At 34.7% G+C, this 16,957-nt stretch carries 23 protein-coding genes; 17 read left to right on the top strand and 6 right to left on the bottom strand.

Going from position 1 to position 16,957, the window contains the following annotated elements:
• Nucleotides 1-3 precede the first annotated feature (3 nt).
• The 16 genes from rsmA to ACFO5O_RS10065 all read left to right on the top strand — a co-directional run bounded on the left by rsmA (nt 4) and on the right by ACFO5O_RS10065 (nt 8,962).
• Nucleotides 4-774, top strand: coding sequence for a 16S rRNA (adenine(1518)-N(6)/adenine(1519)-N(6))-dimethyltransferase RsmA (gene rsmA / locus ACFO5O_RS09990; RefSeq protein WP_387963348.1), 771 nt, complete (start codon nt 4-6; stop codon nt 772-774).
• An 8-nt stretch (nt 775-782) separates the two neighbouring features.
• Nucleotides 783-2,153, top strand: a complete 1,371-nt coding sequence (gene mgtE / locus ACFO5O_RS09995) for a magnesium transporter (protein ID WP_387963350.1) — start codon at nt 783-785, stop codon at nt 2,151-2,153.
• 11 nt (nt 2,154-2,164) lie between these two features.
• Nucleotides 2,165-2,530: a cupin domain-containing protein gene (locus tag ACFO5O_RS10000; RefSeq protein WP_387963352.1), complete on the top strand. Its 366-nt coding sequence runs from the start codon at nt 2,165-2,167 to the stop codon at nt 2,528-2,530.
• Nucleotides 2,531-3,466: a 2-hydroxyacid dehydrogenase gene (locus ACFO5O_RS10005; protein ID WP_387963354.1), complete on the top strand. Its 936-nt coding sequence runs from the start codon at nt 2,531-2,533 to the stop codon at nt 3,464-3,466.
• 8 nt (nt 3,467-3,474) lie between these two features.
• The gene (locus ACFO5O_RS10010; protein WP_387963356.1) at nt 3,475-3,885 is read left to right on the top strand and encodes a response regulator transcription factor; all 411 of its coding nucleotides are present in this window, start codon (nt 3,475-3,477) and stop codon (nt 3,883-3,885) included.
• 109 nt (nt 3,886-3,994) lie between these two features.
• Entirely contained in the window at nt 3,995-4,504 is a 510-nt protein-coding gene (locus ACFO5O_RS10015; RefSeq protein ID WP_387963358.1) for a DUF4199 domain-containing protein, read from the top strand.
• A gap of 5 nt (nt 4,505-4,509) precedes the next feature.
• Nucleotides 4,510-4,881 carry a VOC family protein gene (locus ACFO5O_RS10020; RefSeq protein WP_387963360.1) on the top strand — a complete coding sequence of 124 codons (372 nt, stop codon included), beginning with the start codon at nt 4,510-4,512 and terminating at the stop codon, nt 4,879-4,881.
• A gap of 3 nt (nt 4,882-4,884) precedes the next feature.
• Nucleotides 4,885-5,340, top strand: coding sequence for a DUF1801 domain-containing protein (locus ACFO5O_RS10025; RefSeq protein ID WP_387963362.1), 456 nt, complete (start codon nt 4,885-4,887; stop codon nt 5,338-5,340).
• A 5-nt stretch (nt 5,341-5,345) separates the two neighbouring features.
• Complete coding sequence (locus tag ACFO5O_RS10030; protein ID WP_387963364.1) at nt 5,346-5,732, top strand: VOC family protein; 387 nt, start codon at nt 5,346-5,348, stop codon at nt 5,730-5,732.
• A 34-nt stretch (nt 5,733-5,766) separates the two neighbouring features.
• Complete coding sequence (locus tag ACFO5O_RS10035; protein WP_387963366.1) at nt 5,767-6,531, top strand: sulfite exporter TauE/SafE family protein; 765 nt, start codon at nt 5,767-5,769, stop codon at nt 6,529-6,531.
• A gap of 75 nt (nt 6,532-6,606) precedes the next feature.
• Complete coding sequence (locus ACFO5O_RS10040) at nt 6,607-6,795, top strand: DUF883 domain-containing protein (RefSeq protein WP_387965145.1); 189 nt, start codon at nt 6,607-6,609, stop codon at nt 6,793-6,795.
• Nucleotides 6,770-6,985, top strand: a complete 216-nt coding sequence (locus tag ACFO5O_RS10045; protein ID WP_387965109.1) for a TM2 domain-containing protein — start codon at nt 6,770-6,772, stop codon at nt 6,983-6,985. Before ACFO5O_RS10040 ends, ACFO5O_RS10045 begins: the two co-directional genes overlap by 26 nt.
• 112 nt (nt 6,986-7,097) lie before the next feature.
• Nucleotides 7,098-7,421 carry an ArsR/SmtB family transcription factor gene (locus tag ACFO5O_RS10050; RefSeq protein ID WP_387963368.1) on the top strand — a complete coding sequence of 108 codons (324 nt, stop codon included), beginning with the start codon at nt 7,098-7,100 and terminating at the stop codon, nt 7,419-7,421.
• A 141-nt stretch (nt 7,422-7,562) separates the two neighbouring features.
• On the top strand, nt 7,563-8,063 hold the full coding sequence (locus tag ACFO5O_RS10055) for a DUF6428 family protein (protein ID WP_387963370.1): 501 nt from the start codon (nt 7,563-7,565) through the stop codon (nt 8,061-8,063).
• Entirely contained in the window at nt 8,047-8,535 is a 489-nt protein-coding gene (locus ACFO5O_RS10060; protein ID WP_387963372.1) for a GNAT family N-acetyltransferase, read from the top strand. The genes ACFO5O_RS10055 and ACFO5O_RS10060 overlap by 17 nt, the downstream gene beginning before the upstream one ends.
• Before the next feature lie 10 nt (nt 8,536-8,545).
• On the top strand, nt 8,546-8,962 hold the full coding sequence (locus ACFO5O_RS10065; RefSeq protein WP_387963374.1) for an arsenate reductase ArsC: 417 nt from the start codon (nt 8,546-8,548) through the stop codon (nt 8,960-8,962).
• A 97-nt stretch (nt 8,963-9,059) separates the two neighbouring features.
• Here ACFO5O_RS10065 and ACFO5O_RS10070 read toward each other — a convergent pair whose 3' ends face one another.
• The 5 genes from ACFO5O_RS10070 to ACFO5O_RS10090 all read right to left on the bottom strand — a co-directional run bounded on the left by ACFO5O_RS10070 (nt 9,060) and on the right by ACFO5O_RS10090 (nt 15,282).
• Nucleotides 9,060-10,598 (bottom strand): T9SS type A sorting domain-containing protein, encoded by a 1,539-nt coding sequence (locus tag ACFO5O_RS10070; protein WP_387963376.1) that lies wholly within the window; start codon nt 10,596-10,598, stop codon nt 9,060-9,062.
• A 54-nt stretch (nt 10,599-10,652) separates the two neighbouring features.
• Complete coding sequence (locus ACFO5O_RS10075; protein ID WP_387963378.1) at nt 10,653-11,222, bottom strand: hypothetical protein; 570 nt, start codon at nt 11,220-11,222, stop codon at nt 10,653-10,655.
• Between the two features lie 467 nt (nt 11,223-11,689).
• Nucleotides 11,690-13,528: a GNAT family N-acyltransferase gene (locus tag ACFO5O_RS10080; protein ID WP_387963380.1), complete on the bottom strand. Its 1,839-nt coding sequence runs from the start codon at nt 13,526-13,528 to the stop codon at nt 11,690-11,692.
• A gap of 22 nt (nt 13,529-13,550) precedes the next feature.
• Nucleotides 13,551-14,801 (bottom strand): aspartate kinase, encoded by a 1,251-nt coding sequence (locus ACFO5O_RS10085; protein ID WP_387963382.1) that lies wholly within the window; start codon nt 14,799-14,801, stop codon nt 13,551-13,553.
• A gap of 1 nt (nt 14,802) precedes the next feature.
• A complete protein-coding gene (locus ACFO5O_RS10090; protein WP_387963383.1) occupies nt 14,803-15,282 on the bottom strand; it encodes a GNAT family N-acetyltransferase in 480 nt (159 codons plus the stop codon).
• 122 nt (nt 15,283-15,404) lie between these two features.
• Between ACFO5O_RS10090 and fbp the strand changes: the two genes are divergently transcribed.
• A complete protein-coding gene (gene fbp, locus ACFO5O_RS10095; RefSeq protein ID WP_387963385.1) occupies nt 15,405-16,415 on the top strand; it encodes a class 1 fructose-bisphosphatase in 1,011 nt (336 codons plus the stop codon).
• A gap of 49 nt (nt 16,416-16,464) precedes the next feature.
• On the opposite strand, the gene ACFO5O_RS10100 is transcribed toward fbp, so the two are convergent.
• The gene (locus tag ACFO5O_RS10100) at nt 16,465-16,896 is read right to left on the bottom strand and encodes a TerB family tellurite resistance protein (RefSeq protein WP_387963387.1); all 432 of its coding nucleotides are present in this window, start codon (nt 16,894-16,896) and stop codon (nt 16,465-16,467) included.
• Nucleotides 16,897-16,957 lie beyond the last annotated feature (61 nt).

Raw genomic sequence — 16,957 nt, forward strand, 5'->3', positions numbered from 1 at the left:
AACATGTCTGTAAAAGCCAAAAAACATCTAGGACAGCATTTTTTAACAGACGAAAGTATAGCTGAAAATATAGCCAATTCATTATCTTTAGAAGGCTACAATGATGTATTGGAAATTGGCCCTGGCATGGGTGTTCTCACTAAATATTTACTTAAAAAAAATATAACTACACATGTCATTGAAATTGACACAGAATCTGTTGACTACTTAAAAGCAAACTACTTACATCTCGCAGATCGTATTATTGAAAAGGATTTTTTAAAATACGATTTAAGTCTTGTATTTCAGCAAAAACCATTTGCCATTATTGGCAATTTCCCATATAATATTTCATCGCAAATTCTTTTCAAAACTTTAGAACTACGCCATCAAATCCCTGAATTTTCGGGCATGTTCCAAAAAGAAGTCGCCATGCGCATTTGTTCTAAAGAAGGAAGTAAGGTCTATGGTATTCTATCCGTTTTAACCCAAGCTTTTTATGATGCCGAATACCTATTTACCGTACCACCTTCAGTTTTTAATCCACCTCCAAAAGTAGACTCAGGAGTGTTATTACTTAAGCGAAAAACAAATTATAACTTACCCTGTGACGAAGCTCTATTTTTTAAAGTAGTTAAAACAGCTTTTCAGCAGCGTCGCAAAACACTTCGTAACAGTTTAAAAACCTTCAATTTATCCGATAATTTAAAAGCAAATGTTATATTTGACAAACGTCCAGAACAATTAGCCGTTTTAGAGTTTATTAGACTTACACAAGAGATTGAAAATCAATAATATTTGGCGTGACAGAAGACAAAGACAACATACAGTTCGAGCTTACTGACGAACTTATTGAGCAGGTGAAGTTACTTATCGAAGAACAAAAAGATAGAGAACTTCGCAAATTGCTCAATGAGTTTCACTATGCTGATATTGCCGAGATTTTAGACGAACTCGATCTCGAAGAGGCTATTTATATTATAAAGCTTCTGGATTCGGAAACCACTTCCGACGTTTTAATGGAGCTTGATGAAGACATTCGAGAAAAAGTACTTCGAAACCTATCGGCCAAGGAAATCGCCGAAGAAATTGAAGAACTAGACACCGATGATGCTGCCGATATCATTGCCGAACTTCCTGAAGACCGTCAGCAAGAAGTTATCTCAAACATTGAAGACCAAGAGCACAAAGCCGAAATCACCGAACTTTTAGCTTATGATGAGGACTCTGCGGGTGGACTTATGGCTAAAGAGCTAGTAAAAGTTTATGAAACTTGGACCGTTGCTGGATGTATGCGCCGTATAAGAGGACAAGCCAAGGATGTGACTCGAGTGCATTCCATTTATGTGGTGAACAGACAAAATAAGCTCATTGGTCGCCTTTCATTGAAAGATTTAATTGTTGCAAAAAGTGATAATAAAATTGCCGATATCTACATTTCTAATGTAGACTATGTGAATGTTCATGATGATGTAGAAGACGTTGCTAAAGTGATGCAAAAATATGACCTTGAAGCCATACCGGTAGTCGATGACAATCAAACCCTATTAGGGCGAATTACCATTGACGATATTGTAGATGTTATAAAGGAAGAAGCTGATAAAGATTATCAATTAGCCGCGGGTATTACCCAAGATGTCGAAGCCGATGATAGTATTTTTGATTTAACCAAAGCGCGTTTACCTTGGTTATTTTTAGGATTGATAGGTGGCGTTGGTGCCTTTTTAATAATGGAAGGGTTTCAAGACTCCTTTCAAAAATATGCAGTCCTTTTCTTTTTTACACCTCTAATTGCAGCGATGGCAGGAAATGTTGGTGTACAATCGTCAGCGATCATAGTTCAAGGATTAGCAAACGACGATTTAAAAGGCAGTATCAATAATCGCCTAATAAAAGAAATGCTTCTAGCGGCTTTAAACGGTACTATTCTTGCTATTTTTCTATTCTTATTTGTATGGGTTGTCGATGGAAATATGAATACTGCATTAGCAGTTTCAAGTTCATTAGTTGCCGTAATTATAGTTGCAGGCCTTATTGGTACCTTTGTACCACTATTTCTTGATAAAAGAGGCATAGACCCTGCAATTGCTACGGGTCCTTTTATCACTACAAGTAATGACATTTTTGGAATTTTAATCTATTTCTGGATTGCAAAATTGATTTTAGGGATTTAAATTAAAGGTCAATGACACCAATTAACATTCAGCAAAAATTTACAAAATTCAGCAAAAACTGGCATCCGCATCAAATTGCTATCGTTGATGATATGCAGGTGATTTTAGCCAAATTAAAAGGTGAATTTGTCTGGCACAGCCATGAGCATGAAGACGAACTCTTTCAAGTTGTAAAAGGAACCTTATATATGCAGTTTCGTGACAAAACAGAAATTGTAAAAGCAGGAGAACTTATTGTAGTCCCTAAAGGAGTTGAGCATAACCCTTGCACAAAAGATGATGAAGAAGTACATGTGCTTTTATTCGAAAAACTTTCTACAGCACATACGGGCAATGTAAAACACGAAAAAACTCAAACGCATTATCCTAAAATCTAGATGAAAATCCTTCACCTCGATACAAATCATCCTTTATTAATTGATCAACTAAATCTTTTAGGATTTATAAATGATGAAGATTATACCTCATCAAAGCAGGAGATTGAAGCAAAGATTTCAGACTATGATGGTGTTATTATAAGAAGTCGTTTTACTATTGATAAATCTTTTTTGGATGCCGCTACCAATTTAAAATTCATTGGTCGCGTTGGAGCAGGTTTGGAAAATATTGATGGCGATTATGCCGCAAAAAAAGGTGTTGAACTCATTGCTGCTCCAGAAGGCAACCGCAATGCTGTTGGTGAACACACTCTAGGGATGTTGCTTTCGTTGTTTAATAAGCTAAATAAAGCCGATCGTGAAGTTAGACAGGGTATGTGGTTGCGTGAAGCTAACAGAGGCTTAGAGCTTGATGGTAAAACCGTAGGCATTATAGGTTACGGCAATATGGGAAAAGCCTTTGCCAAAAAACTTCGCGGGTTTGATGTCACTGTTCTGTGCTACGATATAAAAAATGATGTTGGCGATGAAAATGCAATTCAGGTTGCTCTACAAGACTTTCAAAAACGTGTTGACATAGTTAGTTTACATACTCCACAAACGCCTTTAACCTTGAACATGATTAATGCCAAATTCATTGATGGTTTTATTAAACCATTTTGGTTTTTAAATACTGCTCGCGGTAAAAGTGTAGTCACCAATGATTTGGTTGAAGCTCTAAAATCCGGAAAAATTCTTGGCGCAGGTTTAGACGTGCTTGAATATGAAAAATCATCGTTTGAACAGTTGTTTTCCTCAGAAATGCCTGAAGCTTTTCGATATTTAATTCAGGCCGAAAACGTAATTCTCACTCCACATGTTGCTGGTTGGACCATTGAAAGCAAAGCTAAATTGGCACAAACTATAATAGATAAAATTAAGGCAAAATTTTCCTAATTTTGAGTATGAAGAAAACTGTTCTGGTTTTTAGTCTACTCATTTTTGCTCTACTCTTATTATTTCAAATAAGTAACTATGCTATAGTTTCAGGAGATGCTAATGTTGAAATCATTGTGGCCAGTGTTGCTTTTGTATTCTTTTTTGTAGGTGTCTTCATCCATAAAAAAAGCTTGAAAACCAAAGAAAGCCATTCCAAAGAAATCAATCATAAAAAAATTCAAGATTTAGAAATTACTGATCGTGAATATCAGGTGCTTCAAGGGATTTCTCAAGGATTGTCTAATAAAGAAATAGCTGTAAGACTATTTCTAACCGAAAGTACTATAAAAACACACGTCTCTAATTTGTTGCTAAAACTTAATGCCAAGCGACGAACTCAGGCTTTACAGATTGCTAAAGACTTTCAAATCATATAAAATTCATACTTTTAGACTAAAGTACCAGTATTTTGGTACTTTAGTATGAGCTCCTTTCTCCATAATCGATTTAGTTTTGGTGTATTGAAACTAAAAATTTAAAATCTCAATGAAAAATTCAGTAATTAAATACGGACTCTATGGCCTTTTTACGGCAATGATCTGTTTTTTATTTGTGCTTTGGTTTGGTCAAGAACTTAGTTATTCATCTCAAGAAGTTCTTGGATACCTAACTATGATAGCTTCACTATCGTTTGTTTATTTTGGAATTAGACATTATAGAGACCAAGTAAACAACGGACGTGTCTCATTTTGGAAAGCCGTAGGCATTGGCGTACTTATTTCGGCATTTGTTGGTTTAGGCATTGGTATAGTTGATTATATCTATACTACTTCTATAAATCCTGATTTTGCTTCAGAATATTTAGAACGCTCTATTGAAACCATGGAAGCAACCTTATCAGGCGATGAACTTGAACTAAAAAAAGCTGAACTTACCAGGCAAATGGAAGATTATGGGGGCTCTGGATTTATGGCCATATTAATGTTTGTAACAGTCCTAATTATTGGATTTGTTATTGCATTGATTTCAGGATTAATTCTTCAACGTAAAATATAAATATTATGAAATTAGGTGCATTTTCGGTTAGTTTAAGTGTAAAAGATCTAAAGGCTTCAAAAACATTCTACGAACATTTAGGATTTACAACCTTTGCTGGTGACATGGATAAAAATTATCTTATAATGAAAAATGGCAACGCTTTGGTTGGACTGTTTCAAGGTATGTTCGAGCAAAATATTTTAACCTTCAATCCCGGTTGGGATGAGAATGCCAACACTTTGGAAACATTTGATGATGTAAGAACGATTCAAAAAAGATTAAAGAGTAGCCAGATAAAACTTGAAACCGAGGCAGATGAAACCACAACGGGCCCAGCTAGTATTGTGCTTTTCGACCCCGATGGTAATACTATTTTAATAGACCAACACGTTTAAATCATGCAATACAAGGCAAACTCACCAGAGGATTATATTGACCAAGTTCCTGAAGAACGTAAAAGTACATTAGAGAAATTGCGGAAAACTATTAATGACCACCTACCTAAAGGGTTTGAAGAAGGTATTCAGTACGGCATGGTTGGTTATTATGTGCCACATTCCATTTATCCTGATGGCTACCATTGTACGCCTAAAGAGCCTTTGCCATTTATGAGTTTTGCTTCTCAAAAAAACTCGGTGAATTTATACCATATGGGTTTATACGCCAATCCCCAACTATATGATTGGTTTGTTTCTGAATTTCCAAAACATTCCAAACGTAAATTGGATATGGGTAAAAGCTGTATTCGATTTAAGTATTTTGAAGACATACCTTATGAATTAATTGCTGAATTATGTAAAAAAATGACGGTTGATGATTGGATAACAATCTATGAATCGGCTATAAAAAAATAATACTAATGAAAAATCGCGTCACAGGAATTGGAGGATTGTTTTTTAAATCAAACGATCCAAACAGTACAAAAGAATGGTACAAAAAACATTTAGGCTTTAATACCGATGACTATGGATGTACATTCTGGTGGAAAGACAAAAAAGGGAATGACTGCTCAACCCAATGGAGTCCTTTTGGGAAGGACACTTCGTATTATGAGCCTTCCAAAAAAGACTTTATGTTTAATTATAGAGTCGAAAATCTGGAAGAACTATTAAAAGTATTAAAGGAAGAAGGCGTGACCATTGTGGGTGAAATGCAAGAATTTGAATACGGCAAATTTGGTTGGATTCTAGATAATGATGGCAACAAAATTGAACTGTGGGAACCCTTTGATAGTGCTTTTTTGTAAATTAGTTTCCTATTCTTGTAAGCCTTAAGACGTATTGACTTTCACTGAAATACTTCAATCATATCATTTATCCATTTTCCAATGGGTTGCGATTGGTTTCGCCGTTTTTTTATTGGGCATATCTAAGTCAGGCATAAAAGGTTTAGGGATTGTTCTGGTCATCATGCTTGCCTTTGTATTTGGAGAAAAGACTTCAACAGGTATTTTACTTCCAATGCTTATAGGTGCAGATATTATGGCAGTGGTTTATTATAATAGGCATGCTAACTGGTATTACATAAAGAAACTTATGCCGTGGATGGTTATTGGGGTTTTGGTTGGCGTTTGGATTGGAAACGATATTTCTGAAGAGCTTTTTAAAAACATCATGGCCATAATCATTATTGCATCTGTGCTAATAATGCTCTATACCGAAAGTAAAACATCCACAAAAATACCAACACATCCCCTATTTGCTATAACGGCAGGATTTTTTGCAGGCTTTACAACCATGATAGGGAATCTAGCGGGCCCCATATCTAATATTTATTTTCTAGCCATGCGTTTGCCCAAAAATGAATTTATTGGAACAGCTGCTTGGTTATTTTTCATCATCAATATCTTTAAACTACCTTTTCATTTATTGGTTTGGAAAACAGTTTCTGTAGATTCTCTTGTTTTAAATACCGTATTATTTCCAATAATCATTCTAGGCTTTTTATTTGGAATTTGGATCGTAAAAAAAATATCCAATGTCAATTACAGGCGTTTTATTCTGTTTATAACTGCTCTTGGTGGGCTAATCATGTTGTTCAGATAATTATGGATGATAATCTATTGAATTCAATTTCTTAAGCTTTTAGTATCTTTAAAAGCAATTTAAAATTATTTAGATATGTCTGATGTTAAAAGTTTAAACGACGACCTTAACGAGATGTTGGGTGAAGCCAAAGAAGAAGCGAAAAAAACAGCCAAAGAATTTTCAGAATCTGCAAAAGAAACCTTTAGTACAGCACCTGAAAGTAATAAAAAAATTTTTAGCAGGTGTTCTGGGTATTTTGTTTGGTGGACTTGGTATTCATAAATTTGTTTTAGGCTATAATAAAGAAGGAATCATTATTTTGATCGTCACTATTATCTTAGGCGTCTTAACTTGTGGATTAGCAGGTTGGGTTATGGGAGTACTAGGCTTAATCGAAGGTATTATCTATCTCACCAAATCTGACGAAGAATTTTACAACACTTACCAAGTGGGCAAAAAACCTTGGTTCTAAACATAATTTAAAGCCATAATAAAATACTATTATGGCTATTTTAATAAATTTTATCATCGTAATATTGCAATATTACAATTTAATTGTATATTTGCCCTATAATTTTAGTTTTATGGGAGCGACAAAACTCGATATTTACGATCAAAACATAACCGATATTGCCATGATTGCCAAAGTGTTTGCACATCCAGCACGCGTGGCCATATTGCAATATATCAGTAAACAAGAGTCCTGCATTTGTAATGATATTGTTGATGAAATTGGTTTAGCACAGCCTACTATCTCGCAACATCTTAAAGTGATTAATGATGCAGGTCTACTTCATGGTAATTATAAAGGTAAAAGTCTCTGTTATTGTTTAAATATTGATCGTTTTAGAGCCTTTCAAGAACTATTGAACTCGTTTTTTAACACCACTCAAACTAATTGCTGTTAAATTTTGAAAACACGTATTATTAAGTACAAAAAACCAATTATAATAACTGTATCGCTCATTGTATTACAACTCATTTGGGGCTTTGATCCTAAATTTTGCCTAATCAATATTATATGGTTATTTGTTTAAATTTTAAAGATTATGAAAACACTTGAATTATTTCAATTATTAGAGCAACATCAAGACAAATCATTGGTGTTTGAATATGCGCCTGGACACTTAGTGGGCGCCAATTACCACATTACAGAGGTAAAACACCTTAGCATTGATTCAGTAGATTGCGGTTCACAAACCGATACATGGAAAGAAACCATTATCCAACTTTGGGAAAGCCCAAAAGAAATAGGAAAGACTGAATACATGAGTGTTTACAAAGCCTTGGCTATTCTAAAAAAAGTTGGTAAAATGAAGCCGTACGTACTTGATGCCGAAATTAAAATAGAATATAGCAACGCTAGGTTTCATACGGCTCAATTATTTATAAATGATTTTGAAATTAAAGCAAAACAACTCATTTTCAAATTAGGTGTTGAACAAACCGATTGTAAAGCTAAAGAGGCTTGTGGAATTTCAGAAGCAGTCTTGCAGCCAGTAGGTTTAAATGTAGAACCTTGTTGTTCTCCAGATGGAAATTGTTGTTAGACCTTTATTAAAAACCGATTGGGCTATTGTTTCAAAAATTTATGCCGAAGGTATCGCTACTGGATTGGCAACTTTTGAAACGGTAGTCCCCGATTGGTCCGTTTGGGATGAGAAACACATTAAAGACTGCCGAATTGTTGCAGAAATCAACAAGGTTGTTGTAGGATATGCAGTACTATCAGAAGTATCTAAACGAGAAGTATATAGAGGCGTTGCCGAAGTCAGTGTATATGTTTCTGAACTTTATAGGGGCAAAAACATTGGAGAAACGCTTTTACAAGGTTTAATCACCGAAAGCGAAGCACTTGGATACTGGACTTTACAAGCGGGTATTTTTTCTGAAAATTTGACCAGCATCAATTTGCATAAAAAATGTGGTTTCAGAATTGTTGGAATACGAGAAAAAATAGGTAAACTCAAAGGCAAATGGTACGACAACCATTTTTTAGAACGAAGAAGTAAATTAATTTAGTAAACAATATATGAAAAACATACTTGTACTTTGTACCGGAAACTCTTGTCGAAGCCAAATGGCTCATGGTTATTTAAATCAATTCACAAACGGTAAAGCCAACATTTATAGTGCTGGAATTGAAACCCATGGCATAAACCCAGGCGCTGTTGCCATCATGAAAGAAGATGGGATTGATATCTCCAACCATACTTCAAATCATGTTGACGACTATAAAACTATTGAGTTTGATTACATCATCACAGTTTGTGATCATGCCAATGAAAACTGTCCGTTTATTCCTAGTAAAAATGCTGTACGCTTACATCACAACTTTTTTGACCCTTCAAAAGTAGTTGGTTCTGAAGACGAAAAACATAAGGCGTTTTTGAAAGCTAGAAATGAGATTAAGGCTTATTTTAAAACTTTTGTTTCGGAAAATTTTTAAAATATTAATCAAAAAAATATCCAATGAAAAGCATGTTTAAAATTCTTTTCATTGGATATTTTTTTGGTTAAGTTTTTTAATTCTCAAAAGCTACTGCTTATTCAACAACAATTTGATAAGTTTTGGATGTTTTCAAAGAATCAATTTTCAGGATATATTTTCCTTTTTTATAGCCAGAAACATCAATTATGGTTTCATTAATAAAGATTCCCTGATCTACGAGATTCGCATTAAAATCATAGAGTTTGTATGATGAACTATCATCCGCTTCGGGCTTTGGCGTATTTTTGTCTTCTTTGGTTTGCTTTTTTGAAATTGTCAAAGTCTCGGAAGTTGGGTTAGGGGATATCCTGAATTCCATTTCGCCGCCACCACCTTGTTGAGAGCAATCAACAAATTCAACTTCGGTGCCAAACCAATCGGTTGTGCCACAAGAATTTGTTCTTGCCACTTCAAAAACATACCAACCTGGTGAAGGGTAATAATTGACAGTACCTGTATTTCCAGTGATGGTGTTTGATGTATAAACAATATTTAGGTTGGGGTATTGTCTTAATCTAAATTGGTGCGTAGCACCTGAAATATGTGGTAAAATTTCGTACGCATTCCCAGTATGGCTCGTACAGAAATAATCTGTGCCTCCCACGCCATTTGTAAATACAACGTAATCTACATTTGCCGAACCTACGGTTACATTTTTTGTAAATGTCTTTTGTTGCCCACAAGCGTTGATTACGGTTGCCGTTACCGTAACAATACCAGACCCCGTTTTTGATAAGGTGGCTTGGGTACTATTTATTGGTGTAATGGTTGCTACATAGATGTTTGATGAACTCCAGGTAACCGATGAATTACTAGGCATATTATTAATTGTGTAAGTTCCGGTTGAACACAATATGTCACTTCCTACCAGTGTTGCTGAAGGTGAAAATGGAGCACGACTGACAACACAAGTTTTTTGTGTTTGAGCAACACCGTTAATAAATGGTGTTACCGAAACATTAGATGGTAACGAAGTGCCAGAATTTGGCTGGAGCGTTATTGAAGTAGCCGTTGAGCTAATTAATGACCAGCCAGTATAGCTCCATTGGTAGGTTACCGTTGCACCGCTCGGGATATTTGCCGGGGTAACCGTAAATGTTCTCGAACTTGTATCACCGCAAGATAAACTAACGCTTGTTGGGATTAGCGTGAACGAAGGAGGAGGTGTTTTGATTAGGGGGTATTCACAAGTACTATCATAATTAATACCACCTGAAGATGTATATTGTAAATAAACAGAGCTACCAGACACTTGAATTTCACTTGCTGATATATTTGTCTGAATTGAACTTTGGTAAGTCGATATATTGTTGAAAGTATCATCATTCCAAGAACCTGACAGTATTGTAATACTATTTCTTTGATTCCCAGTTGAAGCACTGGAATATTTAAACATAATTTTTATAGGACCATTTCCAACAACTTGATTTAAAGGTTTAGTTAGTTTAAAACTAAAATTTAAACTATTACTTGATACTGTTCCAAAATCTATTGTATTACAATTAGTTACAGTTGTCTGATTGTTTACTAATACGCTTTCAATAGCAACCGTTACTTGACCATATAATTTTACTTCAACTAAGAATAAAATCAATAAAAAAAAAGGTTTTTTATTTCATAACGTTTAAATGTTAAAAAAACATCAAAATCATTTTTCTAAATGTATTTGGAAACCAAAACCAAAGTTTAAATTTTTAAAAATAGCGACATAATCAGAATTATCACTTTTGATTTTAGAATAGCTATAATCTAAAGTAAATTCTAAACCTACACTACTATTAAAATAAATAACTGGGCCAGCCTTTAACCCATAACCGTTAGTATTTGAACCTTGACTGCTTTGACTTTTTCCTTTACCAAATCCATACCTTATTTGAGCTAGCAAATTCACTTTACTTTCTGGTTTTAAAAAATAATATCTTGCAAAGGGCCCAATTCCATAGCTCGTTCCATTATTATTGCTGCCTTCAGGATTAGAAAAACTAAAAGAAGGAACTGCACCAATAACAAACTTGTCTTTAATAAAGTAACCTATGTTAGGTGCAATGGTAAAGCCTGAGGCTTTTCCACTTGAGCTAAATCCGTTACCTGAACTTTCACCCTTAGAAAAACCATAATTAGCACTTCCCCCAACCATCCAATTCCCTTTGGTTATTTGGGCATTGGCAGTTAATAGGGTTGTAAATACAATTAAGAAAAATAATGTTAATGTTTTCATTTGTTGTTAATATTAAATAGGTTAAAAATGTGCAATACATAGTCTGCTTAATAAATAATGTTAATTTATTAAGGTGTAATGCTACTGCACGCAAATAACCTAAACGTTTTTTTGTCTATGCAGTCTATAAATTTAGTCTATGAGTTTTAGTCTATATTTGATAAGGATAGTCTAAATCCCTACTTTTTCGCTATTAATTTCTTTAAGAGAGTAAAAAACAAGCGCTTGTAAAATTGCAATTTAGTGTCCTCAACAGCTCTTTGTATAGACTAAACAGAAATCTGTTTCAGACATGGCTAATGTAGAAAAAAAAAAAAATACTCTCACAATTTACACGGTAATTTTTTAATATAAGGCTCTGTAAAATGGTAGACTTAAAAGCCATGTCAATACTGGGAAGTACGGAAAAACCATAACGAAAATAGTATTTTCAATAAAACTTTAACGTTTGGTGTTAAAATTTGTAGTTATGCCTCTAAATTTTCTCCATTGCTGGAAAACTTGCGTTCCAGTTCGGCTTGAAACTCTTCCATTACCGGGCGTACAGTGCTTTCAGGTAGGTCGGCAATTCGAATATACATTAAGCCATCCACCGCGTTGTTAAATAAGGGGTCCACATTAAATGCTACCACTTTTGCATTTTGTTTGATGTATTTTTTAATCAGCACCGGTAAGCGCAAACTCCCTGGCTCGACCTCATCAATGATTCGGTCAAATTTATTGAGATCGGCTTCGGTTTCATCAAAAACAAAATCTTTATCGGCATCCTTTAACTTCACCTTAAATTCCTTCTTGGGGTGAACATATTGTGCCACATAAGGATCGTAGTAATGGGATTTCATAAACTCGATCATCAATGATTTTGAGAAGTTCGTAAACTGGTTGCTGATACTTACACCACCGATTAAATATTTATGCTCCGGAAAACGTAATGTGGTATGAACAATGCCCTTCCAAAGTAAAAATAAAGGCATAGGTTTTTGCTGGTATTCACTAATAATAAAGGCGCGGCCCATTTCTATGGACTCGCTCATCATTTTATAGAGCTCGGGTTCAAAACGGAACAAGTCCTGCAAATAAAACCCATCAATACCATAGGCCGCGAAAATTTTAGATCCAAGACCCATTCTATAAGCTCCCGCTATTTGGTTGGTGTCATTGTCCCATAAAAACATATGGTGGTAATAATTGTCAAAGGCATCTAAATCTATAGCTTCGTTTGTACCTTCGCCTACTTCCCTAAAGGTGATTTCACGTAACCTTCCAATTTCACGCAAAATATTTGGGACGAGTTTAGCTTCAGTTAAAAACACCTCGTAATTTTTACTAATAAGCAATCTGTGATCACCTTGGCGAAGCGCTTCAACTTCTTTACACATGGTTTCAGAGCTTACCGGAGTAACAATGCGTTTTGGTGGTTTTGGAACTTTGAGCGTGGACTGAATGTTATCTAAAAATTTGCCTTTGCCATCAAAAGAATTAGATAACATGTAGGTTTTTTTCCGAATGAACTCTGAAAATTCTTCTAAAGTGGTGTGTTCTTTTTGATCATTGACCGAAATTGGCCTACCAATTCTAACTTTAATCGTGCGATTTTTTTGTGTTAACAACTCCGAGGGTAATTTTGCTGTTCTAAAGGTGTCACTTATTCTAGACAGTTTGTAAAACAACTTACTATTTTTGGCATGGAAATAAATAGGAACTACAGGGACTTCTGCCTTTTGAACTAGTTTCATTGCAGCTTCTTCCCAAGGCTTGTCTATCACCAATTTGCCATCTTTATAGGTTGAAACTTCTCCTGCCGGAAAAATCCCGAGCGGATGCCCTTCTTTTAAATGTAAAATAGAATTTTTAAATCCCGCAATGCTTGACTTCACATCCTTTCTATCCTCAAAAGGGTTTACAGGCATGATAAACGGTTTCAAAGGCTCTATACGGTGTAATAAAAAGTTGGCTACAATTTTAAAATCCTTTCGTTGTTCCAACATTAACTTTAAGAGTAAAATACCGTCAATTCCACCCAAGGGATGATTAGAAACTGTAATATAAGCGCCTTCTTTTGGGAGACGTTTTAAATCTTCTTCAGGGATTTCAAATTTTATTTTAAAATCGTCTAAAATTCCGTTTAAAAACTCTAGTTCTTCAAGATGTTTATTGCGTTTATAGATTTTATTGAGCGTGGATATCTTCAGCAACTTCATTAATAACCATCCAAAAAAAGTCCCTAAAACACCATACTTGTCTAGTTGTATGGCTTTTGCGACTTCTTTTGCTGTTACTAATCCAGTATCCTGTTGTTTGGTCATAGGTGTAAATGTACTAAATAGTTTATTTAGTTACTATTTGTACTGTCCCTTGCGTTACTTGCTTCAATAAAATGGTTTTATCTTCTTCTAGTTTTTTGATAGACTCTTCATTAAAATGCCGAATCGTATAAAGCGACACATCTTCTTGATAATCTACTTTGAATTTTGCCTTTAAGTGTTGAAGGAGTTTATCGAGATTATTATAAATGTTATCTACACACACTGAAAAACTGATAGCCGAGTTTTGAATGACATCTACCTTCATTTTATATTGGTGCAAAAGGTTGAATATTTCACTAATGTTCTCTTCTACGATGTATGAAAAATCCAGAGACGACAATGAAATCATCACTTGATTTTTTTTAACGATAAAACAAGGCACATCGGGTTCTAAACCAATCCCTTTCCCCACCATGGTTCCTGGGTTTTCAGGATTTAAAAACGATTTAACATAAAGAGGGATTTCCTTGCCTTGCAAAGGCTGCAAGGTTTTTGGGTGAATAACCGAAGCGCCATAAAATGCCAACTCTATAGCTTCTCTATAAGAAATCTTATTCAGCAATTGAGCATTTTCAAAATAACGTGGGTCAGCATTTAAAACTCCGGGGACATCTTTCCAAATTGTTACACTTTCGGCATTAATACAATAGGCGAAAATAGCTGCTGTATAATCACTACCCTCTCTTCCTAAAGTTGTTGTGAAATTATTGGCATCACTTCCCAAGAATCCTTGTGTTACATTCAAACTTTTTTTATCAAATTTTGTGGTGATTTGGGTTTGGGTTTCTTCCCAGTTTATATTTGCTCTTCTATAATAATTATCAGTTTTGATCATTTCACGAACATCAATCCAATTGTTTTTTAGTCCGATATGATTTAAATACTCGCTAATAATGACGGTCGAAACCAACTCACCATAGCCAATAGTTTGGTCGTAAACAAAATTATAATCTGGAGATTTATTGCGATCGTAAAACCCTTTTAACTCATCAAATAAGCTAGCCACTTTTTTAAAAACAGCATGTTGCTCATTTTCGAATAGATCCAATAATATAGCGTTGTGATACTTTTTTACCTCTTGAAGTGAACTTTGCAATTCTTCCTTTTTATTGAAGTAATTATGAATGACCCCTTCCATGGCATTTGTGGTTTTTCCCATTGCAGAAACTACAATAAGTGTATTGTCATAACCAACAGTTTGCAATACTTTTGCCATATTTTTCACCCCATCGGCATCTTTAACCGATGCGCCTCCAAATTTAAATACTCTCATATTATAATTTTGATAAATAATTTTTTATGCCTTGTTCGTCTAATTGTACAACATTCCAATCACGCATAACATTTGCCCCTTTGTTTTGATAAAACTTAATGGCGGGCTCATTCCAGTCCAATACTTCCCAGCTTATACGTTTTACACCTAACTGATTACCATAGATTACAACTTGATTTAAAAGCGCTTCACCAAGACCTTTCCCTCTCATGTTTTGACTCACAATCAAATCTTCTAAATGCAATACTTCGCCTTTCCATGTCGAAAAACGCTTGTAAACCAAGGCAATTCCTTCTATCTTATTATTGACATCTGCTACAAAACATTGAAATGCGGGATGATCTCTAAATCCTTGTTCAATCAATTCAGCTTCGGTGACTTCAACGGCATCAGGTTCCTTCTCAAAAACAGCCAATTCCTTAATGAGATTAAGTACTTGAGGCATATCGGTTTTAAGAGCTTTACGTATTGAAAATGTCATCGTTGAAAATTTTGGTGCAAATATAACCTAAACTAGAATATTTAGATTAATTAATCTTCCACGAAAACGTTGTAGTTGGTCAAAAAAATAAGATATTTGCATAAACCAATTTTAAACATATCATGTCTCAAACTAATCAGACTTTAGGCGAATTCATTATAGAAAATCAATCTTCATTTAAATACACCTCTGGAGAGCTTTCTAGGTTAATCAATTCGATTCGTTTAGCTGCTAAAGTAGTTAATCATGATGTCAACAAAGCTGGTTTGGTAGATATAATTGGAGCAGCGGGTGAGGTTAATGTTCAAGGAGAAAATCAGCAAAAACTAGATGTTTATGCCAATAAAAAATTTATTCAAACCCTAATCAATCGAAATATTGTCTGCGGGATTGCTAGTGAAGAAGAAGATGACTTTATAGCCATAAACAGTCAAGACGAAAATCATCAAAATAAATATGTGGTTTTAATCGACCCTTTAGATGGATCTTCAAATATCGATGTGAATGTCTCTGTTGGTACTATTTTTTCGATTTACAGACGTGTTACACCTGTAGGCACTCCAGTTACACTCGAAGATTTTTTACAACCGGGCCATCAACAAGTGGCTGCAGGTTATGTGATCTACGGAACTTCTACCATGTTGGTATATACTACAGGTGCAGGTGTTAATGGTTTTACATTAAATCCTGCTATTGGCACCTTTTATTTATCACATCCAAATATGAGATTTCCTGAAGATGGTAAAATATATTCGGTAAATGAAGGTAACTACACGCACTTCCCTCAAGGTGTAAAAGATTATATCAAATACTGTCAAATGGAAGAGGGCGATAGACCTTATACTAGCCGTTATATTGGGTCTATGGTTTCTGATATACACAGAAACATGATTAAAGGAGGTATTTTTATGTATCCTAAAAGTTCGAAAGATTCGAACGGAAAATTACGATTACTTTACGAATGCAACCCAATGGCTTTTATTGCTGAACAAGCACATGGAAAGGCGAGTGATGGCTTCGGTAGAATTTTGGATATCCAGCCAACCGCATTACACGAACGTGCTCCATTTTTCTGTGGCAGTAAAAATATGGTTGAAAAGGTTGAAGAATTCATGCGTAATTCATTGAAATAAAAAAAGCGAACTTTTTAGGTTCACTTCTTTCTTTTTGGTTAAACAGAAATTACCTGTTCATATTTTTTATTTCTTCCATAAAGGTTTCGATGTCTACTCCGTTCGCCACCAAAGTCAATGCCTTATCAACAATATATTTCACATTCTCATGTGAGAATCCAAGCCCAACTGCAATTTTTCTTAAAATAATCTCTTCATGATCCCCTTTTATATGGTCTACATAAACCATTCGGGCCAAATCATAAAGTCGCTCTAAACGTCTATCATATGAAGTTGGCGGGTTTATAGGGTGCGTTTGATAATCTTTTAAAATTTGCTTGTACTCGGCATCACTTATTTCTAAATTTCTAGCTAACCTATCAATAAATTTTTTCTCTTCATCAGAAATAATTCCATCATCCATTGCCACTCTTACAATAGCAGCAAAGTGATCCTCATTTCTTTTCTTAAAGCCACTATCAAATAAATCTAAAAATGACATATATTTTCTTTTTTATTACGCAACAAATATAATTTTAATAATAGTTTTTATCAATAAACTC

This window comes from Geojedonia litorea (assembly GCF_042654525.1).
In the GTDB taxonomy this organism is placed as follows: Bacteria; Bacteroidota; Bacteroidia; order Flavobacteriales; family Flavobacteriaceae; genus Geojedonia; species Geojedonia litorea.